The 24,921-nt window shown below is 73.3% G+C and carries 20 protein-coding genes; 7 read left to right on the top strand and 13 right to left on the bottom strand.

Features of this window, described 5'->3' with window-relative positions; translation table 11 throughout:
- Nucleotides 1-64 precede the first annotated feature (64 nt).
- The 3 genes from ACF07V_RS10725 to ACF07V_RS10715 form a co-directional block, all read right to left on the bottom strand.
- The gene (locus tag ACF07V_RS10725; protein WP_392153070.1) at nt 65-1,525 is read right to left on the bottom strand and encodes a glutamate synthase subunit beta; all 1,461 of its coding nucleotides are present in this window, start codon (nt 1,523-1,525) and stop codon (nt 65-67) included.
- Entirely contained in the window at nt 1,518-6,080 is a 4,563-nt protein-coding gene (gltB, locus tag ACF07V_RS10720; RefSeq protein WP_392153068.1) for a glutamate synthase large subunit, read from the bottom strand. Before gltB ends, ACF07V_RS10725 begins: the two co-directional genes overlap by 8 nt.
- A gap of 503 nt (nt 6,081-6,583) precedes the next feature.
- Nucleotides 6,584-7,312, bottom strand: a complete 729-nt coding sequence (locus ACF07V_RS10715; RefSeq protein ID WP_392153066.1) for a VIT1/CCC1 transporter family protein — start codon at nt 7,310-7,312, stop codon at nt 6,584-6,586.
- 253 nt (nt 7,313-7,565) lie between these two features.
- On the opposite strand from ACF07V_RS10715, the gene ACF07V_RS10710 reads away from it, so the two are divergent.
- The 7 genes from ACF07V_RS10710 to ACF07V_RS10680 all read left to right on the top strand — a co-directional run bounded on the left by ACF07V_RS10710 (nt 7,566) and on the right by ACF07V_RS10680 (nt 15,838).
- Complete coding sequence (locus ACF07V_RS10710) at nt 7,566-8,561, top strand: ADP-ribosylglycohydrolase family protein (protein WP_392153065.1); 996 nt, start codon at nt 7,566-7,568, stop codon at nt 8,559-8,561.
- A gap of 455 nt (nt 8,562-9,016) precedes the next feature.
- Entirely contained in the window at nt 9,017-10,309 is a 1,293-nt protein-coding gene (locus ACF07V_RS10705) for an ADP-ribosylglycohydrolase family protein (RefSeq protein ID WP_392153064.1), read from the top strand.
- Entirely contained in the window at nt 10,275-11,441 is a 1,167-nt protein-coding gene (locus ACF07V_RS10700) for an ADP-ribosylglycohydrolase family protein (protein ID WP_392153062.1), read from the top strand. Before ACF07V_RS10705 ends, ACF07V_RS10700 begins: the two co-directional genes overlap by 35 nt.
- Nucleotides 11,438-12,811, top strand: a complete 1,374-nt coding sequence (locus tag ACF07V_RS10695) for an ADP-ribosylglycohydrolase family protein (RefSeq protein ID WP_392153061.1) — start codon at nt 11,438-11,440, stop codon at nt 12,809-12,811. The genes ACF07V_RS10700 and ACF07V_RS10695 overlap by 4 nt, the downstream gene beginning before the upstream one ends.
- Nucleotides 12,808-13,728: a ribokinase gene (gene rbsK, locus ACF07V_RS10690; RefSeq protein WP_392153059.1), complete on the top strand. Its 921-nt coding sequence runs from the start codon at nt 12,808-12,810 to the stop codon at nt 13,726-13,728. Before ACF07V_RS10695 ends, rbsK begins: the two co-directional genes overlap by 4 nt.
- Nucleotides 13,725-14,948, top strand: a complete 1,224-nt coding sequence (locus ACF07V_RS10685; protein WP_392153057.1) for a CaiB/BaiF CoA transferase family protein — start codon at nt 13,725-13,727, stop codon at nt 14,946-14,948. Before rbsK ends, ACF07V_RS10685 begins: the two co-directional genes overlap by 4 nt.
- Nucleotides 14,945-15,838, top strand: coding sequence for an HpcH/HpaI aldolase/citrate lyase family protein (locus tag ACF07V_RS10680; RefSeq protein ID WP_392153055.1), 894 nt, complete (start codon nt 14,945-14,947; stop codon nt 15,836-15,838). Before ACF07V_RS10685 ends, ACF07V_RS10680 begins: the two co-directional genes overlap by 4 nt.
- A 96-nt stretch (nt 15,839-15,934) precedes the next feature.
- Here ACF07V_RS10680 and lgt read toward each other — a convergent pair whose 3' ends face one another.
- The 10 genes from lgt to ACF07V_RS10630 form a co-directional block, all read right to left on the bottom strand.
- The gene (lgt, locus tag ACF07V_RS10675) at nt 15,935-16,945 is read right to left on the bottom strand and encodes a prolipoprotein diacylglyceryl transferase (RefSeq protein ID WP_392153053.1); all 1,011 of its coding nucleotides are present in this window, start codon (nt 16,943-16,945) and stop codon (nt 15,935-15,937) included.
- 88 nt (nt 16,946-17,033) lie between these two features.
- Nucleotides 17,034-17,858 carry a DsbA family protein gene (locus tag ACF07V_RS10670; protein ID WP_392153051.1) on the bottom strand — a complete coding sequence of 275 codons (825 nt, stop codon included), beginning with the start codon at nt 17,856-17,858 and terminating at the stop codon, nt 17,034-17,036.
- A gap of 64 nt (nt 17,859-17,922) precedes the next feature.
- A complete protein-coding gene (gene trpA, locus ACF07V_RS10665) occupies nt 17,923-18,756 on the bottom strand; it encodes a tryptophan synthase subunit alpha (RefSeq protein ID WP_392153050.1) in 834 nt (277 codons plus the stop codon).
- Entirely contained in the window at nt 18,753-20,000 is a 1,248-nt protein-coding gene (gene trpB, locus ACF07V_RS10660) for a tryptophan synthase subunit beta (protein WP_392153048.1), read from the bottom strand. Before trpB ends, trpA begins: the two co-directional genes overlap by 4 nt.
- Nucleotides 20,001-20,308: 308 nt before the next feature.
- Entirely contained in the window at nt 20,309-20,581 is a 273-nt protein-coding gene (gene trpM, locus ACF07V_RS10655) for a tryptophan biosynthesis modulator TrpM (RefSeq protein ID WP_392153046.1), read from the bottom strand.
- A 7-nt stretch (nt 20,582-20,588) separates the two neighbouring features.
- Entirely contained in the window at nt 20,589-21,398 is an 810-nt protein-coding gene (trpC, locus tag ACF07V_RS10650) for an indole-3-glycerol phosphate synthase TrpC (RefSeq protein ID WP_123451331.1), read from the bottom strand.
- A gap of 133 nt (nt 21,399-21,531) precedes the next feature.
- Nucleotides 21,532-21,990 (bottom strand): DUF2752 domain-containing protein, encoded by a 459-nt coding sequence (locus tag ACF07V_RS10645; protein WP_392153043.1) that lies wholly within the window; start codon nt 21,988-21,990, stop codon nt 21,532-21,534.
- Between the two features lie 377 nt (nt 21,991-22,367).
- On the bottom strand, nt 22,368-22,622 hold the full coding sequence (locus ACF07V_RS10640) for an HGxxPAAW family protein (protein WP_392153041.1): 255 nt from the start codon (nt 22,620-22,622) through the stop codon (nt 22,368-22,370).
- 134 nt (nt 22,623-22,756) lie between these two features.
- Nucleotides 22,757-23,407, bottom strand: a complete 651-nt coding sequence (locus ACF07V_RS10635) for a TIGR02234 family membrane protein (protein WP_392153040.1) — start codon at nt 23,405-23,407, stop codon at nt 22,757-22,759.
- Nucleotides 23,408-23,421: 14 nt separating this feature from the next.
- A complete protein-coding gene (locus ACF07V_RS10630; RefSeq protein ID WP_392153038.1) occupies nt 23,422-24,912 on the bottom strand; it encodes an anthranilate synthase component I in 1,491 nt (496 codons plus the stop codon).
- Between the last annotated feature and the right edge of the window lie 9 nt (nt 24,913-24,921).

Raw genomic sequence — 24,921 nt, 5'->3', positions numbered from 1 at the left:
GGACATTCGGGGGGCGCTGCGCTCAGTTCCGTACGTCGTTGTACGGGACGTTTGTGGGGGTCGGTCAGACCGTCAGGGAGCGGTCCGTCGGGCGGATCGGGGCCGGCAGGGAGCTGGCGCCGGTCAGGTAGCGGTCGACGCCGCGGGCGGCCGAGCGGCCCTCGGCGATGGCCCAGACGATGAGGGACTGGCCGCGGCCGGCGTCGCCGGCGACGAAGACGCCGTCGACGTTGGTGGCGAAGTCCGCGTCGCGGGCGACGTTGCCCCGCTCGTCCAGGTCCAGGCCGAACTGCGCGACCAGGCCGTTCTCCACGTCCGTGCCGGTGAAGCCCATCGCGAGCGTGACCAGCTGGGCGGGGATCTTCCGCTCCGTGCCCGGCTTCTGGGTCAGCTTGCCCTCGACGAACTCGACCTCGACGAGGTGGAGGAACTGGACGTTGCCGTCCTCGTCGCCCTCGAAGTGGGTGGTGGAGACGGAGTAGACCCGCTCGCCGCCCTCCTCGTGCGCCGAGGTGACCTTGTAGAGCATGGGGAAGGTCGGCCAGGGCTGGCCGGCGTTCCGCTCGTCGCCCGGCTTCGGCATGATCTCCAGCTGCGTGACCGAGGCAGCGCCCTGGCGGTGTGCCGTACCGACGCAGTCCGCGCCGGTGTCGCCGCCGCCGATGACGACGACGTGCTTGCCCTCGGCGGTGATCGGCGGGGCCACGAAGTCGCCCTCGACGACCTTGTTGGCGAGCGGCAGGTACTCCATCGCCTGGTGGATGCCGTTCAGCTCCCGGCCCGGGACGGGCAGGTCGCGGGCGGTGGTGGCACCGGCGGCGATGACGACCGCGTCGTACCGGTTGCGCAGCGCCGTCGCCGGCATGTCGCGGCCGATCTCGACGCCCGTGCGGAACTTGGTGCCCTCCGCGCGCATCTGCTCGATGCGGCGGTTGATGTGCCGCTTCTCCATCTTGAACTCGGGGATGCCGTAACGGAGGAGGCCTCCGATGCGGTCCGCGCGCTCGTAGACGGCGACGGTGTGGCCGGCCCGGGTCAGCTGCTGGGCGGCGGCGAGACCGGCCGGGCCGGAGCCGATGACGGCGACGGTCTTGCCGGAGAGGCGGTCGGGCGCCTGCGGCTTGACGTCGTTCGCGTCCCAGGCCTTGTCGATGATGGAGACTTCGACGTTCTTGATGGTGACGGCCGGCTGGTTGATGCCGAGCACGCACGCCGACTCACAGGGCGCCGGGCAGAGGCGGCCGGTGAACTCCGGGAAGTTGTTGGTGGCGTGCAGGCGCTCCTGCGCCGCCGACCAGTCCTCGCGGTAGGCGTAGTCGTTCCACTCGGGGATCAGGTTCCCGAGGGGGCAGCCGTTGTGGCAGAACGGGATGCCGCAGTCCATGCAGCGGCCGGCCTGCTTGCTGATGATCGGCAGCAGGGAGCCGGGGACGTAGACCTCGTTCCAGTCCCTGACGCGCTCGCCCACCGGTCGGGTCTGGGCGACTTCGCGCCCGGTGGTCAGGAAGCCCTTGGGGTCAGCCATGGGACGCAGCCTCCATCATCTTCTCGGTGGTCTCGGTCTCGGAGAGACCGGCGAGCTCAGCGGCGTCCTTGGCGGCGAGCACTGCCTTGTACGTGGTGGGGATGATCTTGCTGAACCGGGCCGCCGCGGCGTCCCAGTCGGCGAGGAGCTTCTCGGCGACCGTGGAGCCGGTCTCCTCGAAGTGGCGGCGCACGACGTCGTGCAGCCAGGTCCTGTCGGTGTCCGACAGGGCCTCGATCGCCTCCAGGTTCCCGGAGTTGACGTTGTCCCGGTCGAGGTCGACGACGTAGGCGACACCGCCCGACATGCCGGCCGCGAAGTTGCGGCCGGTCTCGCCGAGGACGACCGCCGTGCCGCCGGTCATGTACTCGCAGCCGTGGTCGCCCACGCCCTCCGAGACGACCAGGGCGCCGGAGTTGCGGACGCAGAAGCGCTCGCCGGTGCGGCCGCGGAGGAACAGCTCGCCGCCGGTGGCGCCGTAGCCGATCGTGTTGCCCGCGATGGTGGAGTACTCGGCCAGGTGGTCGGCGCCCCGGTCGGGGCGGACGATCACACGGCCGCCGGAGAGGCCCTTGCCGACGTAGTCGTTGGCGTCGCCCTCCAGGCGGAGGGTGACACCGGCCGGCAGGAAGGCGCCGAAGGACTGGCCCGCGGAGCCGGTGAAGGTGATGTCGATGGTGTCGGCCGGGAGGCCGGCGCCGCCGAACTTCTTCGTCACCTGGTGGCCGAGCATGGTGCCGACCGTGCGGTTGATGTTGCGGATCGCGACCTGGGCGCGGACCGGCTGGGCCTCCTCGGCGGAGGCGGCACCCAGGGCCTCGGCGGCGAGCTCGATCAGCTCGTTGTCGAGGGCCTTCTCCAGACCGTGGTCCTGCTCGACGAGCGCGTGACGGACCGCGCCCTCGGGAAGCTCGGGCACGTAGAAGAGCGGCTCCAGGTCGAGGCCCTGCGCCTTCCAGTGCGTGACCGCGCGGCTGGTGTCGAGCAGCTCGGCGTGGCCGACGGCCTCTTCGAGGGTGCGGAAGCCCAGCTCGGCGAGGAGCTCGCGGACCTCCTCGGCGATGAACTCGAAGAAGTTGACGACGAATTCGGGCTTGCCGGAGAAGCGGTCGCGCAGGACCGGGTTCTGGGTGGCGATGCCGACCGGGCAGGTGTCCAGGTGGCAGACGCGCATCATGACGCAGCCGGAGACGACGAGCGGCGCGGTCGCGAAACCGAACTCCTCGGCGCCGAGCAGCGCGGCGATGACCACGTCACGGCCGGTCTTCAGCTGGCCGTCGGTCTGGACGACGATCCGGTCGCGCAGGCCGTTGAGCAGCAGCGTCTGCTGGGTCTCGGCGAGACCGAGCTCCCAGGGACCGCCCGCGTGCTTCAGGGAGGTCAGCGGGGAGGCGCCCGTACCGCCGTCGTGGCCGGAGATGAGGACGACGTCCGCGTGGGCCTTGGAGACACCGGCGGCGACCGTGCCGACGCCGACCTCGGAGACCAGCTTCACGTGGATGCGGGCGACCGGGTTGGCGTTCTTGAGGTCGTGGATCAGCTGAGCCAGGTCCTCGATGGAGTAGATGTCGTGGTGCGGCGGCGGCGAGATGAGGCCGACGCCCGGCGTCGAGTGACGCGTCTTGGCGACCCACGGGTAGACCTTGTGGCCGGGCAGCTGGCCGCCCTCGCCGGGCTTGGCGCCCTGGGCCATCTTGATCTGGATGTCGTCGGCGTTGACGAGGTACTCGCTGGTGACGCCGAAGCGGCCGGAGGCGACCTGCTTGATCGCGGAGCGGCGCGCCGGGTCGTACAGGCGCTCCGGGTCCTCGCCGCCCTCACCGGTGTTGGACTTGGCGCCCAGCTGGTTCATGGCGACGGCGAGCGTCTCGTGCGCCTCGCGGGAGATGGAGCCGTACGACATGGCGCCGGTGGAGAAGCGCTTGACGATCTCGGAGACCGGCTCGACCTCGTCGATGGAGATCGGGGCACGGCCCTCGGTGGCGAAGCCGAAGAGGCCGCGGAGCGTCATGAGGCGCTCGGACTGCTCGTTCACCCGGTCCGTGTACTTCTTGAAGATGTCGTACCGCTTGTTGCGCGTGGCGTGCTGCAGGCGGAAGACGGTCTCCGGGTCGAACAGGTGCGGCTCGCCCTCGCGGCGCCACTGGTACTCGCCGCCGATCTCCAGGGCGCGGTGCGCCGAGGGGACGCCGGAGGCGGGGTACGCCTTGGCGTGGCGGGCGGCGACCTCCTTGGCGACGACGTCGAGACCGGCGCCGCCGATCTTGGTGGCCGTGCCGTTGAAGTACGTGGCGACGAAGGTCTCGTCGAGGCCGACGGCCTCGAAGACCTGGGCGCCGCGGTAGGAGGCGACGGTGGAGATGCCCATCTTGGACATGACCTTGAGGACGCCCTTGCCGAGGGCGTAGATCAGGTTCCGGATGGCCTGCTCGGGCTCCAGGCCCTCGATGAAGGTGCCGGCGCGGACCAGGTCCTCGACGGACTCCATCGCCAGGTACGGGTTGACCGCCGCGGCGCCGTAGCCGATGAGCAGGGCGACGTGGTGGACCTCGCGGACGTCGCCGGCCTCGACGAGCAGACCCACCTTGGTGCGCTGCTTGGTGCGGATGAGGTGGTGGTGGACGGCCGCGGTGAGCAGCAGCGAGGGGATCGGCGCGTGCTCGGCGTCGGAGTGCCGGTCGGAGAGCACGATCAGGCGGGCGCCGCCCTCGATGGCGGTGTCGGCCTCGGCGCAGATCGCCTCGATGCGGGCGGCGAGGGCCTCGCCGCCGCCGGAGACCCGGTAGAGGCCGGAGAGGGTCGCGGCCTTCATGCCGGGCATGTCGCCGTCGGCGTTGATGTGGATGAGCTTGGCCAGCTCGTCGTTGTCGATCACCGGGAAGGGCAGGGTGACGCTGCGACACGACACGGCGGTCGGCTCGAGCAGGTTGCCCTGGGGGCCGAGCGAGGAGCGCAGCGAGGTGACGAGCTCCTCGCGGATGGCGTCCAGCGGCGGGTTCGTGACCTGCGCGAAGAGCTGGGTGAAGTAGTCGAAGAGCAGCCGCGGGCGGGCGGACAGGGCCGCGATCGGCGAGTCCGTACCCATGGAGCCGAGCGGCTCGCCGCCGGTGCGGGCCATCGGGGCGAGGATGACGCGGAGCTCTTCCTCGGTGTAGCCGAAGGTCTGCTGGCGGCGGGTGACCGAGGCGTGGGTGTGCACGATGTGCTCGCGCTCGGGGAGGTCGGAGAGCTCGATCTCGCCGGTCTCCAGCCACTCCTCGTAGGGGTGCTCGGCGGCGAGGGCGGCCTTGATCTCGTCGTCCTCGACGATGCGGTGCTCGGCGGTGTCGACGAGGAACATCTTGCCGGGCTGGAGGCGGCCCTTGCGGACGACCTTGGCGGGGTCGATGTCGAGGACGCCGACCTCGGAGGAGAGGACGACGAGGCCCTCGTCGGTGACCCAGTAGCGGCCGGGGCGCAGACCGTTGCGGTCGAGGACCGCGCCGACCTGGACGCCGTCGGTGAAGGTGACGCAGGCCGGGCCGTCCCAGGGCTCCATCATCGTGGAGTGGTACTGGTAGAAGGCGCGGCGGGCCGGGTCCATGGTCTCGTGGTTCTCCCACGCCTCCGGGACCATCATCAGGACCGCGTGCGGCAGGGAGCGGCCGCCGAGGTGGAGGAGCTCCAGGACCTCGTCGAAGGAGGCGGAGTCGGAGGCGTCGGGGGTGCAGATCGGGAAGATCCGCTCCAGGGCGCCCTCGCCGAAGGCGGTGGAGTCGAGCTGCGCCTCGCGGGCGGTCATCCAGTTCCGGTTGCCCTTGACGGTGTTGATCTCACCGTTGTGGGCGACGAAGCGGTACGGGTGGGCCAGCGGCCAGCTCGGGAAGGTGTTGGTGGAGAACCGGGAGTGGACCAGGGCCACGGCGGTGGCACAGCGGCGGTCCGACAGGTCCGGGAAGAAGGGCTCCAGCTGGCCGGTGGTCAGCATGCCCTTGTAGACGATGGTGCGGGCGGAGAGCGACGGGAAGTACGTCGCGGCCTCGCGCTCGGCGCGCTTGCGCAGGACGAAGGCCTTGCGGTCGAGCGCGAGGCCGGTGTGCTCGCCGTCGGCGACGAAGAGCTGGCGGAAGACCGGCATGGTGGCGCGGGCGGAGGCGCCGAGCAGCTCGGGGGCGACGGGGACCTCGCGCCAGCCGAGGACGGTGAGGCCCTCTTCGGTGGCGATCGTCTCGATCTTCGCGGCGGTCTCGTCGGTGCCGTCCTCGGGGAGGAAGGCGATGCCGACGGCGTAGGCGCCGGCCTCGGGGAGGGCGAATCCGGCGACCTCGCGCAGGAAGGCGTCCGGGACCTGGAGCAGGATGCCGGCGCCGTCACCGGAGTCGGGCTCGGAGCCGGTGGCGCCGCGGTGTTCGAGGTTGCGCAGTACGGTCAGCGCCTGCTCGACCAGCGCGTGGCTGGCTACACCGGTGAGGGTGGCCACGAACCCGACACCACAGGCGTCGTGTTCGTTACGGGGGTCGTACATTCCCTGCGGGGCAGGGCGACCGTCCATGGGCGACCAGGCGTCGGAACGCATCGGCTCTCCCGTCGTCGTCGTGGCAATGGAGCTGCCGAGGGACGACGTTGGCCCTCCGCGAAATTTCGTGCAGGTTACATGATGGCTGGCTTCTCGGTAAGTGGAAAGCACGTTCCAGCATGCGGACACCGCCGATACGCAGCGGTGGTGTGGGTTCACCTGTGGGGTGCGGCGACAGAGGCTGTCCCGCGGGGGACGGATCGAAGGTCCGGAGGTTGTTCGGGCTCCGGCGACCCGCCACTGGGGCTGGGGGTGGGCTTCATTGCCCGGTGACGCTCAGGCCTCTTTCCCGTTGGTCACGGGTTCGAAACCGCCGGGTAACCGGCTACTTATGTGGCGTCCCGCATAGTGTCTCATCGTCGCGGCGGATCGGGCCAGGGATATACGTCACAGCCGATACGCACCTTTCACCCCGTAAAGGCGCCACGAAAAGACCGAGAGGCCCCTTTCGGGGGCCTCTCGGTCTTCTGTCGAGGTACGGAATCCGCACCGGTCCCGCAGGGCTACAGCGCCGCCCCGAAGAGCATGCCGAGCCCGTACGTGACGGCCGCGGCGGCACCACCCAGGACGAGCTGGCGCATACCGCTGAAGAGCCAGCCGCGGGCGGTCACGCGGGCCACCAGGGCGCCGCAGGCGAAGAGCCCGAGGAGCGCGAGCAGCACGGCGGGCCAGAGCGCGGTCGCCCCGAGCAGGTACGGCAGGAGGGGGAGGAGCGCGCCGAGCGCGAAGGAGCCGAAGGACGACACGGCGGCGACCATCGGCGACGGCAGGTCGTCCGGGTCGATGCCGAGCTCCTCGCGGGCGTGGATCTCCAGGGCCTGCTCGGGGTCCTTCGACAGCTGCATCGCGACCTCGCGGGCGAGCGCGGGCTCGACGCCGCGGGAGACGTAGAGCGCGGCGAGCTCCTCCATCTCGTCGATCGGGTGCTTGCGCAACTGGCGGCGCTCGACGTCGAGTTCCGCCTGGACGAGCTCGCGCTGCGAGGCGACGGAGGTGTACTCCCCGGCCGCCATGGAGAAGGCGCCGGCGGCGAGGCCCGCGAGGCCGGTGATGACGATGGTCTGCGAGGAGACCGCGCCACCGGCGACACCGGTCATCAGGGCGAGGTTGGAGACGAGTCCGTCCATCGCGCCGAACACCGCCGGGCGCAGCCAACCGCCGTTCACGTCGCGGTGCGTGTGGTTGTCGCGGTGGGCCTCGTGCAGTGGCGCCTGAGCTTCGATGATGGACATGGCTCTCCCCTCGTTCCGGCGGGCCGGGTTGCACCCGCCGCCCCCAACAGCCTCGAAAATACGCCCGATGTAAGGGGCCCGCCAGCAAGCCAGGCCGTACTTACTAAGGCCCGCCTCAGTGAGGGCAGCCCAACCTGGCGAGGTGTCAGGCGGGTGACAGAGACGTTTCTTCGGCGAGTTCGCGGTCTGTGGTGGCACAGATCCAGGCATCGGGGCGCCGCCGTCGGCGCCTCTATTGAGGAAGGGGCGCGAGATGGTGAACAGCACGGCCTGCGACACGCGTGAACGGGCGAGAGGGGCACTCCTCGGTCTCGCCGTCGGCGACGCGCTCGGCGCGCCCGCCGAGAACATGAAACCCTCGGAGATCCGCCGCCGCTGGGGCCGCATCGAGGGCTTCGTGACGGACAGCCCGGCGGGCACCGACGACACGGAGTACGCCATCTTCTCGGCGCTGCTCCTCGCCCGGCACGGCTCGGCCCTCACCGTCCACCACGTGGAACGGGCCTGGCACCACTGGATCGCCGACCTCGACGAAGGCCCCTTCCGCGGCGCGGGCTTCTCGGAGCGCGGCACCCTGGAGAACCTCCGCCGGGGCCTGGCGGCCCCCATCTCGGCCCAGCACCGCCACGCGTGGAGCGACGGCCTCGCGATGCGCGCGGCGCCTTTCGGGGTGTTCGCGGCGGGCCGTCCGGCGGAGGCGGCCCGGCTGGTCGCGATCGACGGCAGCGTCAGCCACGACGGTGAGGGCATCTACGGCGGCCAGGCGGTGGCGGCGGGCGTGGCGGCGGCGATGACGGGAGCGACGGTCACCTCGGTGATCGCGGCGGCCCTGTCCGTGGTCCCGATGGACTCGTGGACGGCGCGCTCGCTGCGCCGCGCGGTCGTCGCGGCCCAGCGGGTCCAGCCGGACCCGCTCACCCGCGAACGCCAGGTCCGCTCGGCGGTCGTCATCGGCGGCTACCCGTGGACGGACCTGGCGCCGGAGGCGGTGGGCCTGGCGTTCGGCGCGTTCGCGGCGGCCCGCGGCGACTTCCGTACGGCGGTCCTGACGGCGGTCAACATGGGCCGCGACGCCGACACGACGGCGGCGGTGGCGGGAGCCCTGGCGGGCGCGGCGGGCGGCGTGGACGCGATCCCGGCCGACTGGGCCTCGGCCATCGCCCCGGTGACGGGCAGCTGCCTCCCGTCGATGCGCGGCTACCACGTCCTGGACGTGGCGGACCTCCTGACCCCGGAGGAAGCGGCATGAGCGCCGACGTGACGACGACGGCGGAGGCGGACGCCACGACCGCCGCCGCCACCGCCGCCACCACCGCTGCCGCTGTGGGCAAGGCCCCGGAGCCGGGCGCACTCACCGCACCAGCTGTGGGCAAGGCCCCGGAACCGGGCACACTCGCCGCACCAGCTGTGGGCAAGGCCCTGGAACCGGGTGCAATCGCCGCACCAGCTGGGGGCACGGCCCTGGAACCGGGTGCAATTGCCGCACCAGCTGGGGATCAGGGCACAGGTACCGGCGCACTCGCCGCACCAGCCGTGGGCAAGGCCCCGGAGCCGGGCGCACTCACCGCACCAGCTGGGGATCAGGGCACAGGTACCGGCGCACTCGCCGCACCAGCCGTGGGCAAGGCCCCGGAGCCGGGCGCACTCGCCGCACCCGCTGTGGGCAATCGTTCCGCAGGGCGGAACGGGTGGGCACAGCCCCCGATGCCGGGCACCGCCCCGGCGAACGGTGCCCCGTGGGACCCCGCCCTGGTGCGGGGCACCGGCTCGTGGCGAGGCGCCGACAAGGCCCCGGCCTCACCGCTGGGCCAGGCCCCGGCGCCGGCCGCCCGGGCCAGGGCGACCCGTGACAAGGCGGAGGGCCTCCTCCTCGGGCTCGCCGCAGGCGACGCCGCCGGCTGGCCCGCCGCCAGGCACCGCGCCGCCCGCATGCCCGAATGGACCCGCCGCCTCACCCGCGAACTCGACACCTTCGCCGAGCAGAACGCGACGACCACCCTCCCCGTCCCCATCGCCCTCAACCAGCCCCCGGAGCCCCTCCGCCTCGGCCCCTCCGACGACGCCGAGTGGGCGGTCTTCACCGCCGAGGCGATCCTCACCGCCGACGGCCCGGTCTTCGCCGCCCTCCCCCCGGACCGCCGCCTCCGCGCCGCCGTCGACCTCGCCTGGAACGCCCTCGCCGGCCAGGTCGCCGCCGCCGCCGACCGCGCCCCCGAGGTCGAGTCGGCCGTCCTCCCGCTCCGGGCCCGGATCTCGGTCCGCGCGGGCCTCGGAAATCTCGCCACCGGCCTGCGCCCGCCCGCCACGGGCCACGACAACCCGCACTTCTTCGACGACGCCGCCTGCGTCCGCGCCGCGGTCCTCGCCCTCGTCCACCCCGGCGACCCCCGCGCGGCCGCCGAACTCGCCGAGTTCGACGCGCGGTACACCCAGGACGGCGACGGCGTCCACGGCGCCCGGGCGACGGCGGCGGCCGTCGCCGCGGCCCTCGGCGGGGCGACGGTCGACGGGGCCGTCGAGGCGGCGCTCGCCGAACTCCCGCCCGTCACCGAGATCGGCCGCAACGCCCGGCACGCCGTGAAGCTCGCCCAGGCCGCCGAGTCCGCCTTCGAACTGGTCCCGCTCCTGGAGCACCAGATCGTGGACCACGTCTACAGCTACGGCATCGCCGCCGCCGAGACCGTCCCGGTCGCCCTGGCCCTCGCCACCGCCGCCAGGGGCGAGATGACGGCCGCGGTACCGGCCGCCGCCTGCCTCTCCCGGGTCGCCGACTCGGCCCCGGCGCTCGCGGGCGCCCTCACCGGCGCGCTGGGCGGCGGCCGTTCGGTCCCGGCGAGCTGGCGCGAGGCGTGCAGGACGCTCGCGGGCTGCGCGCTGCCCCGCCTCGCGGGGACGGACCTGGTGGAACTCGCCGGGCTGCTGGGAGCCACGGAACCGGCCGCCCCAGGTGGACAATTCCGACATGACACGCACACTGGATCTGCCCACCCTGGATGACCGGATCACCGGCAGTCTCCTCGGGGCCGCCGTCGGCGACGCCCTCGGCGGCCCCGTCGAGGGCTACACCCCCGAACAGATCCTGGAACGCCACGGCGGCCGCGTCACCGGGATCGTCGGCCCCTGGAACGGCGGCGACTGGCGCACCGCCCGGCCCATCGCGCCGTACCACAAGGGCGACGGGCACGTCACCGACGACACCTTGATGACCCACGCGCTGATCCGGGTGTACGAGAAGGTCCGCGGCCACCTCGACGCGTACGCGGTCGCGGACCACCTCGTCCCCGAACTCATGGGCTCCCCCGTCTGGATCCCGGAGCTGGAGGCCGAGGCGCTCCCCCTCCAGCGGATCTTCCTCGCCGAGAAGTGGATCGTGACCCGGCTCCACTACGGCCACGTGGACCCCCGGGAGGCGGGCGCGGGGAACATCGTCAACTGCGGGGCCGCGATGTACATGGCGCCGGTCGGCCTGGTCAACGCCGCCCACCCGGCGGCCGCCTACGCCGAGGCGATCGACCTGACGGGCGCGCACCAGTCCTCGTACGGCCGGGAGGCGGCGGGGGTCTTCGCGGCGGCGGTCGCGGCGGCCTGCGCGCCGGGCGCGACGCCGGCGTCGGTGGTGGCCGCGGCACTGTCCCTGGCGAAGGACGGAACGCACGCGGCGATCAGGGCGGTCGCCGAAGTCGCCGCCGACCACACGGACTTCGAGACCGCCCTGATCCCGCTCCGCAGGGCGGTGGCCCCCTTCGACACGGTGGGCCCCGACTACCGGGCCCCCTCCCTCGGTGCCCGCCGCCCCTCCCGCCTGCACGCCATCGAGGAACTCCCCGTCGCCCTCGGCATGCTCCTCGTCGGCGAGGGCGACTACCGCCGTACGGTCCTGGGCGCGGTCAACTACGGCCGCGACTGCGACTCGATCGCCACGATGGCGGGTGCGATCGTGGGCGCACTGCGCGGCGAGTCCGCGGTCCCCCCGGAGTGGGCGAAGCAGGTGGCGGAGGCGAGCCGCCTGGACCTGCACGCACCGGCGCGAACGCTGGCGGAGGTGGCCCGCGAGATCTTCGCGGGGGACAGCGCCGTCCGCCGGGCCCACGAGGCGGCCTTCGCGACGCTGACGAGCGCGGACCGATGACCCTCCGCGTGACCTGGGTCCAGCCGGAGGACCTGGTGGGCCACGAACTCCGCCAGGCCTCGGAGGACGGCCGCGACGCCGACGCCCTGGCGGCCCGCTGGACGGAGGCGGGCGGCCCCCCGGCCCCGAGGACGGCCGGCGCCTCCGGGACCCCCCGCCCGGACCTCCGCCCCCTGGCGGAAGAACTCCTGGACGCCCTGACGTCCCTCCCCTCGCCCCTCTCGGCCCACGAGCCCACCGACCTCCCCGCGATCCGGGCCCTGACGGCGACCTCCGACCCCCCGGAACGCCTGCCCACGACGTCGAAGGACACCGCTCTGCTGCACCGGCTGCACGCCGCCTGGCTCGGGCGGGCCGCCGGGTGTCTGCTCGGCAAGCCCGTCGAGAAGCTCCCCCTCCCCGCCCTCCGCGCCCTCGCCCGCGCCGCCGGCAACTGGCCCCTCACCACCTGGTTCACCGCCCGCGGCGTCCCGCCCGAACTGCTCGCCGCCCACCCGTGGAACCGCCGCTCCGCCGCCACCTCCCTCGCCGAGAACATCGACGGCATGCCCGAGGACGACGACCTCAACTACCCCCTCCTCAACCTGCTGCTCCTCCAGCGGTACGGGCGCGACTTCACCACCGCCGACGTAGCCCGCCTCTGGCTCGACGAACTCCCCGCCGGCCGCACCTTCACGGCCGAGCGGGTCGCCTACCGCAACCTCCTCGACGGCGTCGAACCCCCGCTGACCGCCCTCCGCCGCAACCCCTTCCGCGAGTGGATCGGCGCCCAGATCCGGGCCGACGTCCACGGCTGGACCCACCCGGGCGACCCGTCGGCCGCCGCGGCGCAGGCCCACCGGGACGCGGTGCTCACGCACACCGGCAACGGCGTCTACGGCGCCATGTTCGTCGCCGCCACCCTCGCCGCCGCCGCGGGCGGGACGGCGGACGTCCATCAGTCCCTCGCCGCCGGTCTCGGCGTCGTCCCGCCGCGCTCGCGGCTCGCCCGGGCCGTCCGCCTCGGGATCGGGGCCGCACGCACCACCGCCGACTTCGACACCGTCGTCGACCGCCTGCACGCCGAACTCGGCGGGTACCACTGGGTGCATGCCGTCCCCAACGCCGCCCTGCTCGCCGCCGCCCTCACCCACGCCGAGGGCGACTTCTCCCGCTCCGTCTGCGCGGCGGTCTCGGGCGGCTGGGACACCGACTCCAACGGCGCCACCGCCGGTTCGGTCGCCGGGCTGCTCGCCGGGCACCCGGACCGGCTGCCCGAGCGCTGGACCGACCCGCTCAAGAACCGTCTGGCGACCTCGGTGCCGTCCTTCGACGGCATCGGCTTCGACACCCTCGCCGAACTGACACACACGGAGGCCGTACGCCCATGACCAGCATCGTCGTGCTCGGCAGCACGAACATGGACCTCGTCACCTATGTGGCACGGGCCCCCGCCCTCGGTGAGACGGTCACCGGCCGCTCCTTCCGTACGATCCCCGGCGGCAAGGGCGCCAACCAGGCCGTCGCCGCCGCCCGCGCGGGCGCCGAGGTGGCGATGATCGGCGCGGTCGGCGCGGACGACTTCGGGGCACGGCTCCGCGCCACCCTGGAGCACTGCGCCGTGGACACCGATCTGCTGCGCACCTCCGAGGGCTCCTCCGGCACCGCCCACATCGTGGTCGACGACGAGGGCGGCAACGCGATCGTGGTCGTCCCCGGCGCCAACGGCACCGTCACCTCCCTCAGCCACGGCGACGAGGCCCTCATCGGCACCGCGGACGCCCTGCTGCTCCAGCTCGAACTCCCCCTGTCCGCCGTCGTCGAGGGCGCCGTCACCGCCCGCCGGCTCGGCGTCCGTACCGTGCTCACCCCCGCCCCCGTGCAGCCCCTCCCGCCGGAACTCCTCGCCGCCACCGACCTGTTGGTGCCCAACGAGCACGAGGCCGCGGCGCTCACCGGGCTCACCGACCCGCGCGAAGCCGCGCAGGCACTGCTGCGGGACGTCCCCGAGGTGGTCGTCACCCTGGGCGCGGCCGGCGCCCTGTACGCGGCGCGCGGCGCCGAACCGGTCACCGTGCCCGCGCCCCGGGTCCGGGCCGTGGACACCACGGCGGCCGGCGACACCTTCGTCGGAGCCCTCGCGGTCGCCCTCGGCGAGGGCCGTCCCGCCCCGGAGGCCCTCGCCTGGGCGCAGACCGCCGCCGCCCTCTCCGTCCAGCGCGAGGGCGCGTCGACGTCGATGCCGTACCGCGTCGAGATCGAGGCCGCCTTCCACACGCCCCACACCCTGGAGGCCGACGCCGTATGACCGCCCACGCCCCGACCGCCACGCCCCAGAACCCGACGGCACCCCTGCACGGGCTGCGCGTCCTGGATCTCGCGACCCTCTTCGCCGGCCCACTGGCCGCCATGATGCTGGGCGACTTCGGCGCCGACGTCGTCAAGGTCGAGCATCCCCGCAAGCCGGACCCGTCCCGTGGCCACGGCCCCGCCAAGGACGGCATCGGCCTGTGGTGGAAGGTCCTCGGCCGGAACAAGCGGGCGATCACCCTCGACCTCTCCTCGCCCGGCGGCCGCGACACCCTGCTCGCGCTCGCCGCCGAAGCGGACGTCATCGTGGAGAACTTCCGCCCCGGCACCCTGGAACGCTGGGGTCTCGGCTGGGAGGAGCTGTCCACCGTCAACCCGCGTCTCGTGCTCGCCCGGGTCACCGGCTTCGGCCAGTTCGGCCCGTACGCCCACCGCCCCGGCTTCGGCACCCTCGCCGAGGCGATGAGCGGCTTCGCCGCCATCACCGGCGAGCCGGACGGCCCGCCGACCCTGCCGCCCTTCGGCCTCGCCGACTCGATCGCCGCCCTCGCCACGGCGTACGCGGTGATGACCGCGCTCACCGCGAGGACGGCGACCGGCCGCGGCCAGGTCGTCGACATGGCGATCATCGAACCGATGCTCTCCGTCATCGGACCCCACCCCCTCTGGTACGACCAGCTCGGTTACGTCCAGCCCAGGACCGGCAACCGCTCCCGCAACAACGCCCCGCGCAACACCTACCGGACCTCCGACGGCTCCTGGGTCGCCGTCTCCACCTCCGCCCAGTCGATCGCCGAGCGGGTGCTGCGGCTCGTCGGCCGCCCGGAGCTGATCGACGAGCCGTGGTTCGCCGACGGCACCGGCCGGGCCGAGCACGCGGACGTCCTCGACGAGGCGGTCGGCTCGTGGATCGCCCGCCACACCCGCGACGAGGCGATGGCGGCCTTCGAGAAGGCGGAGGCGGCCATCGCCCCCGTCTACGACATCCGGGACGTCGTCGCCGATCCGCAGTACCAGGCGCTCCGCACCGTGACCGAGGTGCAGGATCCCGAACTCGGTCCGATCAAGATGCAGAACGTCCTCTTCCGCCTCTCCGAGACCCCGGGCGCCATCCGCTGGCCCGGCCGGCCGCACGGCGCCGACACCACCGCCGTCCTCTCCGAACTCGGCCTCACCCCCGCCGAGATCGACGCCCTCCGCGAGCAAGGAGCGGTATGAGCCCTCTCAGCGGCCCCGCCGGACGAGAACGGACGAGCCCGGGCGAACGGACGGACGCGCCCCGCAGGCACGCCACCGCCCACCCGCGCGCCCCGCTCACCCCCCTCACCTGGCTGTACGCACCCGGCGACCGCCCCGAGGTCGTCCGCAAGGCCCTGTCCTCCGGCGCCGACGTCGTGATCGTCGACCTGGAGGACGCGGTCGCCCCGCACCGCAAGGCGTACGCCCTCGACGCCACGGCCGATCTCCTCGCGGACGTCCACCCCGTCCCGGTCCACGTCCGCGTCCACACCCCGCTCGACATCCCCACCCTGGCCCCCCTCCCCGGCCTCCGCGGTCTCCGAGTACCCAAGGTGACACACGCCACTGACATCCACCGGATCGCGGACCTCGCCCCGGGCCTCCCGCTCTATCCGCTCCTGGAGAACGCCCTCGCCGTCGAGCACGCCTACGCCATCGCCACCGCCCACCCCGCCGTCCGCGGCATCGCCCTCGGCGAGGCCGACCTCCGCGCCGACCTGGGGGTACGGGAGGACAGCGGGCTCGACTGGCCGCGCGGCCGCGTGGTGGTCGCCGCCCGCGCGGCCGCCCTTCCGCCGCCGGCCCAGTCCGTCCACCCGGACATCGCCGACCTGGACGCGCTGGCCGCCGGCTGCGCCCGGGGCCGGGCCATGGGCTTCTTCGGCCGGGCGGCGATCCACCCGCGCCAGCTCCCGGTCATCGAGCGCGCCTACCTCCCCACCCCGGAGGAGGTCGACGCGGCCCGCGAGGTCGTCGAGGCGGCCGCGACCGAGCAGGGCGCCCTCGCGCTCCCGGACGGCCGCTTCGTCGACGCGGCGGTGGTGGAGGGCGCCCGCCGGATCCTCGCGCTCGCGGCCCGCACGGGGTGACCCCGCGGCCCGCACGGGGTGACACGGAAGCGGGGCGTCACACGGAAAAGGGCCGCCGGAACCTCTCGGTCCCGACGGCCCTCCGGCTAGGGGCGATCAGCTCTTGGCGGCCGATCCGGCGCCGTTGCCCGACTTCTCGGACTTCTCGGACTCGGACTCCTCGGGATCGGACTCCCCGGCATCGGACTCCCCCGGTTCCGCGGCGGAGTCCGCGTCAGGAGCGGCGTCCTTCGGCTCGGCGTCCGTCACCTCGCCCTCCTCGGCGCCTTCCACGGCGCCGTCGGCCTTCTCGGCCTTCCGCGGCTCCACGATCTCCTCGCGGCCCGGGCGGAGGCGGGACGAGATCACCATGTAGACCACGGCGAGCACACCGACGACGATCGCGGTCCACACGTTGAGGCGCAGGCCGAGGACGTGGTGCGCCTCGTCGACGCGCAGGGCCTCCGTCCACACGCGACCCGAGCAGTACGCGGCGACGTACAGCGCGAAGGCGCGGCCGTGGCCCAGCTTGAAGCGGCGGTCGGCCCAGATGACCAGGAAGCCGACGGCGACGTTCCACAGCGACTCGTACAGGAAGGTCGGGTGGTACAGGCCCGCCTCGCGGTTGGGGCCCTCGGTGATCTTCAGCGCCCACGGCACGTCGGTCGGCTTGCCGTACAGCTCCTGGTTGAACCAGTTGCCCCAACGGCCGATGGCCTGGGCGAAGGCGATGCCGGGGGCGATGGCGTCCGCGTACACGGGCAGGGAGATCCCGCGCCGACGGCAGCCGATCCAGGCGCCCACCGCGCCGAGCGCGATGGCACCCCAGATACCGAGGCCGCCCTCCCAGATCTTGAAGGCGTCGACCCAGTTCTCACCCTCGCTGAAGTACAGCTGGTAGTCGGTGATCACGTGGTAGAGGCGTCCGCCGACGAGGCCGAAGGGCACCGCCCAGACGGCGATGTCGGCCACGGTGCCGGCGGTGCCGCCCCGGGCGATCCAGCGCTTGTTGCCGAGCCAGACGGCGACGAAGACACCGATGATGATGCAGAAGGCATAGCCGCGCAGCGGGATCGGTCCGAGGTGGATCACGCCGGTCGACGGGCTGGGAATGTAGGCAAGGTCCATGGCAGGACCGACGCTACCTTGCCGGGCGGGCGGGACGGCAGCCCACCCGGCAACTTCTGGATAACCAATCCGCCGGGCGACCCGCCGGCTAGCCCGCCGACGGGGAGGCGCTGCCCGCCTTCTTGCCCTTGTTGGCCTCGGCGACCCACTTCTTCAGGTTCTCCGGGGAGATCTGCTCGTTCCCCTTGGTCGGGAAGATCGATTCTCCGTTGAGGAGGACGGAGGGGGTGCCGCGGAAGCCGCCGTTCTGGAAGGCCTCGTTCGACTTCTTGACCCAGCCGTCGTGCGTGCCGTCGTTCACACAGCTGCGGAAGGCCGGCGTGTCGAGCCCCGGCACCTTCGCGGCCAGCTCGATCAGCTTGTCGTTCTTCCCGTAGGCGTCGTCCGTCTCCGGCGGCTGGTTGATGTAGAGCGTGTCGTGGTACGCGGTGAACTTCCCCGCGTCCTGGGCGCACGCGGCCGCGTTCGCCGCGCGGAGCGAGCCGCTGCCGCCCATGTTCCCGTCGATGAGGGTGGCGAGGTGGTACTCGGCCTTGAGCGCGCCGGAGGCCTCCAGCTCGTGGATCGAGTCCCGCATCACGTTCTCGAACTGGGCGCACGCCGGGCAGCGGAAGTCCTCCCAGATCGCGAGCGTCGACGGGGCGCCCGCCGTGCCCGTGGGGATGGCGGGCTTGGCGTCCTCGTCGGTCGCCCCGCTCGGCGCGACCACCGGGCCGGCCTTGTCGGACCCGCCGTCCTTGTCGCCGCCGGCGGCGATCACGCCGACGATCGCGGCCAGGCCGAGGACACCGACCACCGCCGCCGACACGATCAGGACGCGCCGCTGCTTCTCGCGGGCCTTGTCGCGCTCACGCTGCTGCTGGAGGCGCTCCCGCGCGCTCCGGTTACCGTCACCGCTGTTCTTCTCACTCACGCCCCAGGCAACGAACCGGGGAGGCACATCCGCGCCTCCCCGGTCCCACATCCACCCGAATGGGCTACGAAACGCGGCGGACGCCCTCGGCGAGTTCGGCCGCCAGTTCCCTTACGGCGGTGAGGCCGGCCGCCTCGTCGCCGTCGGCGTCGAGGAGCCGCTGCACGAAGGCGGAGCCGACGATGACGCCGTCGGCGAAGCCGGCGACCTCCTTCGCCTGCGCGGCGTTGGAGACGCCGAGCCCGACGCAGACGGGGAGCCCCTGGCGGGAATGGTCGGTGGCTCGGGTGCGACGGACCAGGTCCGCGGCCGACGCGCCGACCGACTCGCGGGTGCCGGTGACACCCATGAGCGAGGCGGCGTAGACGAATCCGGAGCCGGCGGCCGTGATGGTGGCGAGCCGCTCGTCCTTGCTGCTGGGCGCGACGACGAAGACGGTCGCGAGACCGTGCTTGTCGGCGTGCTCGCGCCAGACGCCGGACTCCTGGACCGGCAGGTCGGGCAGGATGCAGCCGGCGCCGCCGGCCTCGGCGAGCTCCTGGGTGAAGCGCTCGATGCCGTACCGGTCGATCGGGTTCCAGTACGTCATGACGAGGACCGGCTTGCCGGTGGCCTCGTGGGCCTCGCGGACCGTGCGCATGACGTCGGTGATCTTCACGCCGCCGCGCAGGGCGATGTCGTCGGCGGTCTGGATGACCGGCCCGTCGAGGACCGGGTCGCTGTGCGGCAGTCCGACCTCGACGACGTCGGCGCCGCCGTCGAAGACGGCCTTGATCGCGGCGATGCCGCCGTCGACGGTCGGGAAGCCGGCCGGCAGGTACGCGATGAGCGCGGCCCGGTTCTCGGCCTTGGCCTTGGCGAGGGTGTCGCTGAGGAGCTGGATGTTTCCGGTGGTCACTTGGAGCCCCCCTCGGCGCCGTTGTCGTAGAGCCCGAAGTAGCGAGCGGCGGTATCCATGTCCTTGTCGCCGCGCCCGGAGAGGTTCACGAGGATCAGGGCGTCCTTGCCGAGCTCCTTGCCGACCTCCAGGGCTCCGGCGAGGGCGTGCGCCGACTCGATGGCCGGGATGATGCCCTCCGTACGGGAGAGCAGCCGCAGCGCCTGCATGGCGTCGTCGTCGGTGACGGCCCGGTACTCGCCGCGCCCGCTGTCCTTGAGGTACGCGTGCTCGGGGCCGATGCCGGGGTAGTCGAGTCCGGCGGAGATCGAGTACGGCTCGGTGATCTGCCCCTCCTCGTCCTGGAGGACATAGGAGCGGGACCCGTGCAGGATGCCGGGCTCGCCGGCGGTGAGGGTGGCCGCGTGCTCGCCGGTCTCGACGCCGTGGCCGGCCGGCTCGCAGCCGATCAGGCGGACGCCCGCGTCCGGGACGAAGGCGTGGAAGAGCCCGATGGCGTTGGAGCCGCCGCCGACGCAGGCGATGGCCGCGTCGGGCAGACGGCCCGCGCGCTCCAGGATCTGGCGGCGGGCCTCGACGCCGATGACCCGGTGGAAGTCGCGGACCATGGCGGGGAAGGGGTGCGGTCCCGCGACGGTGCCGAACAGGTAGTGCGTGCGGTCCACATTGGCGACCCAGTCGCGGAAGGCCTCGTTGATGGCGTCCTTGAGGGTGCGGCTGCCGGACTTCACGGCCACGACCTCGGCGCCGAGCATCCGCATCCGGGCCACGTTGAGGGCCTGGCGCTGGGTGTCGACCTCGCCCATGTAGATGGTGCAGTCGAGGCCGAAGAGGGCGCAGGCGGTGGCGGTGGCCACGCCGTGCTGGCCGGCGCCGGTCTCGGCGATGACCCGCGTCTTGCCCATGCGCTTGGTCAGGAGGGCCTGCCCGAGCACGTTGTTGATCTTGTGCGATCCGGTGTGGTTGAGGTCCTCGCGCTTGAGGAAGACCCGGGCGCCGCCGGCGTGCTCGGCGAACCGGGGGACCTCGGTGAGGGCGCTCGGCCGGCCGGTGTAGTTGACCATCAGGTCGTTGAGCTCGCGGGCGAACTCGGGGTCGGCCTTGGCCTTGTCGTACTCGACGGCGACCTCGTCGACGGCGGCGACGAGGGCCTCCGGGATGAACTTGCCGCCGTAGGCGCCGAAGTAGCCATCCGGGCTGGGGACCTGGCCTTCCAGGTCCGGGATGAAGAACTCGCTGGACATGCGGATGCGCTCCTCGCGGGGCGGGTGCCCCGGGATACGTGGGGTTGATGGTCACGGTATGCGCGCGAGCTCTTCAGGTACGGGCACCCCGGCCGTTGTGGGCATGCGTTCCGCCGGGGCGGAACGGTTGGGCACAACGGACGGCGCCCTTGCCGGCGCCAAGGGCTTCCGCACCTGAACCCGCACCGCAGGTACGGCGCAGTCGTGGTGCGGGCCGAGGCGCGGAACGCGGGGGCGCCGCCGAGGGCGCCGTTCCGTGTGTCCACCCGTTCCGCCCTTGCGGAACGTATGCCCACACGGAGGTGGCGTTACGTGAAGTCGCGCGCGAGGCGCGGGCGCCATCGCATGCCGTTGACCTGGCCCGGCTCGGAGCCGATGACGTAGCGGACCCGGCGGCCGTGGACACGGCGGGCGGGCGCGCGGCAGCCGCGCGGACGGCAGCCCCTGGCCAGGGGGGCGTGCTTGGAGACGGGCGCCGCGGCGGTACGGAGCCGGCCGCGGCGGCCCGAGGCGTCCGCGGGCACGACGGAGCCGCCCGGGGCGGAGCCCAGGGCGGTCGGCGTGGCGCGGACGACGGTCATGGTTCGGTCAGCTCCGGCCGTGGCGGAGGGCCGGGTGGGCGCCGGCGGCGACGAGGTCGGCGACGGCGGCCTTCGGGTCGCGGCCGGTGACGAGGGACTCGCCGACGAGGACCGCGTCGGCGCCCGCGTTCGCGTAGGCGATGAGGTCGTGCGGGCCGCGGACGCCGGACTCGGCGACCTTGACGATGTGCGCGGGGATCTCGGGGGCGACGCGCTCGAAGGTGGAGCGGTCGACCTTGAGGGTCTTGAGGTTGCGCGCGTTGACGCCGATGATGCGGGCGCCCGCGTCGACGGCGCGCTCGACCTCCTCCTCGTCGTGGACCTCGACCAGCGGGGTCAGCCCGATGGACTCGGCACGCTCGATGAGGGAGACCAGCGCCTCCTGCTCCAGGGCGGCGACGATGAGGAGCGCGAGATCCGCTCCGTACGCCCGCGCCTCCCAGAGCTGGTACGCGGTGACGATGAAGTCCTTGCGCAGCACAGGGATGTCGACCCGGGCCCGGACGGCCTCCAGGTCGGCGAGCGAGCCGCCGAAGCGGCGCTGCTCGGTGAGGACGGAGATGACGGCGGCGCCGCCCGCCTCGTAGTCCGCGGCGAGACCGGCCGGGTCGGCGATCGCGGCGAGCGCGCCCTTGGACGGGCTGGAGCGCTTGACCTCGCAGATCACCTTGACGCCGTCCCCGCGCAGTGCGGCGACGCCGTCCTTGGCCTGCGGCGCCTTGGCGGCGCGCTCCTTGAGCTCGTCGAGGGTGACCCGCGCCTGCCGCTCTGCGAGGTCGGCGCGCACGCCTTCGATGATCTCGTCGAGCACACTCACGCGAGGGGCCCCCTTCCGGGACGGTGACGGTGATGAAGAACCAGGTTCAGCCACTTCGATCCTATCCGCAGGACGGCCCCGGAATCGCATCGGCCGGAGCGGCGTCCCACCTGCTGGGACTCCCGACCGGCGCTCAGGGGGCCAGTGCGGAGCCGAAGGGAAGGTTCCGGACCAGGGTGAAGAGGGCGAGGACGGCCCCGATCCCCCACCACCAGACGGGGGAGATCGCCAGGCGCATGGGCACGCCGCGGACCGCCCGAATCAGCCAGACGGTGATGGCGACGGCGAAGATTCCGTAGCCGACGACGGCGAGGGCGTTGGCGCCGAGCGCGGCCGGGAGGTCGCCGTGGGCGAAGGCGTGGGCGCTGCGGAGCCCGCCGCAGCCGGGGCAGTAGATGCCGGTGAAGCGGAGGAGGGGGCAGACGGGGTAGTGCCCGGGTTCGTTGGGGTCGACGGCCCCGACGTAGGCGAACGCGGCGACGACACCGGCGAGGGTGCCGACCGGCGGCAGCAGCCGGCGCACGAGTGACCGCGGCGGGGCGGGCGGCGGCGCCGGCACGGACCCGGCCGGCCAAGTGGCACCGGGCGGCACGGACCCGGTCGGCCACGCAGCGCCCGGCGGCACGGACCCGGCCGGCCACGCAGCACCCGGCGGCACGGACCCGGCCGGCCACGCAGCACCCGGCGGCACGGACCCGGCCGGCCACGCAGCGCCCGGCGGCACGGACCCGGCCGGCCGGGCGGCACCGGGCGCCACGGCCGCGTCCTGGCGCGGGGCGGCGCCCGGTGGCGTCGGGGCGTCCGGTCGGGCCGTGGCATTCGGTCCCGCAGGTTCACCCGGCTGGGTGGGGGAATCGTCGGTCACGGCTCCGGCCGTCGGCTGCGCGTCCACCCGGTGATTGTGGCCCCTGACGCGCGAGGGCGCAGCCCGGCACGGCCGGACTGCGCCCTCGGGTGCGTCGTGTCGCGTCAGGCGCGGGCCCTCGCGGTCGCGGTCGCGGCCTCGCGGGCGGCGACGACCGCCTCCGAGTCCTTCGGCATGCCGAGGCCCGCCACCTTCATCGCGCCGCCGACGATGCCGCCGAGGAAGATGACGCCCACGCCGGCCCAGAAGCCGGGCAGGTTGGCGGCCACCATGAAGACGCCGGCGATGCAGAAGCCGATGAAGGAGATGATGACACCGGTCCAGGCGGCCGGGGTGTGTCCGTGGGCGCTGCCCGCCATGAGTTGCTCCTCGTTGCAGTTGCTCGATGGTGAGGTCTCGCGTGCGCGGACACTCGGCGCTCATTGTCCCGCACGTGGGCGCGCGAGGATGAATCGGGGGTGCCCGGACGATCACGCGTCGCGGACGGAACGGTTCACTCGCCCCGGGTCGGGTCCTCGCCGCGGTCCAGGGCCTTCCACAGGTCCTCGGGCCGGTCCGGGTCGGTCGTGGGGGTCTTGCGGCCCGCGCGCGGGGTGCCGGAGCGCTCGTAGCGGCCGCCCATCGCGGGCCAGTTCTTGCCGAAGCGGAGGGCGAAGAGGCCGGCGAGCAGGATGAGGACGGCGCCCGCGGCGGTCACGTACGGCCAGATGGTGTGGGAGAGGCCGGCGACGGCGGCGGCGGTGTCTCCGCTGATCCGGGCGGCCTCGGCGTCGAGCGCGGCGCTGTCGGAGGCGCCGAGGACCGCGGCGAGCGCGGCGCCGGCGCCGCTGAGCGCGAGGAGCGCGGCGACGAGGGTGCGGCCGGTGCGGCGGACGGCGAAGACGGCGAAGAGCGCGGCGAGACCGACGATCGCGAGGGCGGTCGGCACTCCGGTGACGGTGCCGCCGTCGGCCTCGACGGGGACCGTGCCGCCGCCGACGGACGCGGTGCCCTCCGCCCAGATCTGGCCCGCGGAGAGCAGGACGACGGTGGCGCCGAGGGCGCCGAGGAGGAGGGCCGCGGCCAGGCTGCGGCGGCCGCCGGTGGGGACGGCCGCGCGGGCGGCCCGGGGCTGGGGTACGGGTACGGCACTCACATACCCCACTATCCCCTACGTGCTCAGTTGCCGTTCATCCGGTTGGCGGTGTGAACGGCGCGGAGGACGGCCGCGGCCTTGTTGCGGCACTCGTTGTCCTCGGCGACCGGGTCGGAGTCGGCGACGACACCCGCTCCGGCCTGCACGTACGCCGTTCCGTCACGGAGCAGTGCCGTACGGATGGCGATGGCGGTGTCCGCGTCTCCGGCGAAATCGAGATAACCGACACATCCGCCGTAGAGGCCGCGCCGGGAGGGTTCGAGCTCCTCGATGATCTGCATGGCGCGGGGCTTGGGCGCACCGGAGAGCGTCCCGGCGGGGAAGCAGGCGGTGAGGACGTCGAAGGCGGTGCGACCGTCGGCGACCTCGCCGGTGACGGTGGAGACGATGTGCATGACGTGGGAGTAGCGCTCGATCGACATGAAGTCGACGACCTCCACCGAGCCGGGGGTGCAGACCCGGCCGAGGTCGTTGCGGCCGAGGTCGACGAGCATGAGGTGCTCGGCGCGCTCCTTGGGGTCGGCGAGCAGCTCCTCGGCGAGGTCGTGGTCCTCCTGCGGGGTGGCGCCCCGGTGCCGGGTGCCGGCGATGGGGTGGAGCATCGCCTGCCCGTCCTCGACCTTGACGAGGGCCTCGGGCGAGGAGCCGACGACGTCGAAGCCGTTCTCGAAGCGGAAGAGGTACATGTACGGGGACGGGTTGGTGGCCCGCAGGACCCGGTACACGTCGAGCGCGGAGGCGGTGCAGCGGGTCTCGAAGCGCTGCGAGGGCACGACCTGGAAGGCCTCGCCGGCCCGGATGCGCTCCTTGATGTCCTCGACGGCGTCCTGGTAGGCGGGGCCGCCCCAGAGCGCGGAGAACGCGGGGAGCTCGGAGGGCGGCAGGGCGGCCGGCGCGGTCTCGACCGGGCGGGCCAGGTCGGCCTCCATGGCGTCGAGGCGGGCGACGGCGTGCGCGTACGCCTCGTCGACGCCGGTCTCCAGGTCGTTGTGGTTGATCGCGTTGGCGATCAGCAGGACCGAGCCGTCCCAGTGGTCGAGGACCGCGAGGTCGCTGGTGAGGAGCATGGTGAGCTCGGGGAGCTGCAGGTCGTCGCGGGTGGAGTCGCCGATCTTCTCCAGGCGGCGGACGATGTCGTAGCCGAGGTAGCCGACCATGCCGCCGGTGAACGGGGGCATGCCGGACGCGAGGTCGCGCGGGGTGTGGAGGGTCTCGACGGTGGCGCGCAGGGCGGCGAGCGGGTCGCCGTCGACGGGGACGCCGACGGGCGGGGTGCCGAGCCAGTGCGCCTGGCCGTCCCGCACGGTCAGGGTCGCGTCGCTGCGGACTCCGATGAAGGAGTAGCGGGACCAGCTGCGGCCGTTCTCCGCGGATTCGAGGAGGAAGGTGCCGGGGCGTTCGGCGGCGAGCTTGCGGTAGAGCCCGACCGGGGTGTCGCCGTCCGCGAGGAGCCTGCGGCTGACGGGGATGACGCGGCGGTCGGCCGCCAGCTTGCGGAAGGTCTCGAGATCCATGGCACCGGA

This window comes from Streptomyces sp. NPDC015661, from assembly GCF_043077765.1.
In the GTDB taxonomy this organism is placed as follows: domain Bacteria; phylum Actinomycetota; class Actinomycetes; order Streptomycetales; family Streptomycetaceae; genus Streptomyces.
Note: the sequence above shows the minus strand (reverse complement) of the source record. Positions and strands in the feature narration are given on the sequence as shown.

Coding starts and splice junctions, on each gene's coding strand:
- ACF07V_RS10630 (WP_392153038.1), bottom strand. CDS start 24,912: ATGGATCTCGAGACCTTCCGCAAGCTGGCGGCCGACCGCCGCGTCATC.
- gltB (WP_392153068.1), bottom strand. CDS start 6,080: ATGCGTTCCGACGCCTGGTCGCCCATGGACGGTCGCCCTGCCCCGCAG.
- ACF07V_RS10700 (WP_392153062.1), top strand. CDS start 10,275: ATGACACGCACACTGGATCTGCCCACCCTGGATGACCGGATCACCGGC.
- lgt (WP_392153053.1), bottom strand. CDS start 16,945: ATGGACCTTGCCTACATTCCCAGCCCGTCGACCGGCGTGATCCACCTC.
- ACF07V_RS10715 (WP_392153066.1), bottom strand. CDS start 7,312: ATGTCCATCATCGAAGCTCAGGCGCCACTGCACGAGGCCCACCGCGAC.
- ACF07V_RS10695 (WP_392153061.1), top strand. CDS start 11,438: ATGACCCTCCGCGTGACCTGGGTCCAGCCGGAGGACCTGGTGGGCCAC.
- trpM (WP_392153046.1), bottom strand. CDS start 20,581: ATGACCGTCGTCCGCGCCACGCCGACCGCCCTGGGCTCCGCCCCGGGC.
- rbsK (WP_392153059.1), top strand. CDS start 12,808: ATGACCAGCATCGTCGTGCTCGGCAGCACGAACATGGACCTCGTCACC.
- trpB (WP_392153048.1), bottom strand. CDS start 20,000: ATGTCCAGCGAGTTCTTCATCCCGGACCTGGAAGGCCAGGTCCCCAGC.
- ACF07V_RS10680 (WP_392153055.1), top strand. CDS start 14,945: ATGAGCCCTCTCAGCGGCCCCGCCGGACGAGAACGGACGAGCCCGGGC.
- ACF07V_RS10640 (WP_392153041.1), bottom strand. CDS start 22,622: ATGGCGGGCAGCGCCCACGGACACACCCCGGCCGCCTGGACCGGTGTC.
- ACF07V_RS10685 (WP_392153057.1), top strand. CDS start 13,725: ATGACCGCCCACGCCCCGACCGCCACGCCCCAGAACCCGACGGCACCC.
- ACF07V_RS10710 (WP_392153065.1), top strand. CDS start 7,566: ATGGTGAACAGCACGGCCTGCGACACGCGTGAACGGGCGAGAGGGGCA.
- ACF07V_RS10725 (WP_392153070.1), bottom strand. CDS start 1,525: ATGGCTGACCCCAAGGGCTTCCTGACCACCGGGCGCGAAGTCGCCCAG.
- ACF07V_RS10705 (WP_392153064.1), top strand. CDS start 9,017: ATGCCGGGCACCGCCCCGGCGAACGGTGCCCCGTGGGACCCCGCCCTG.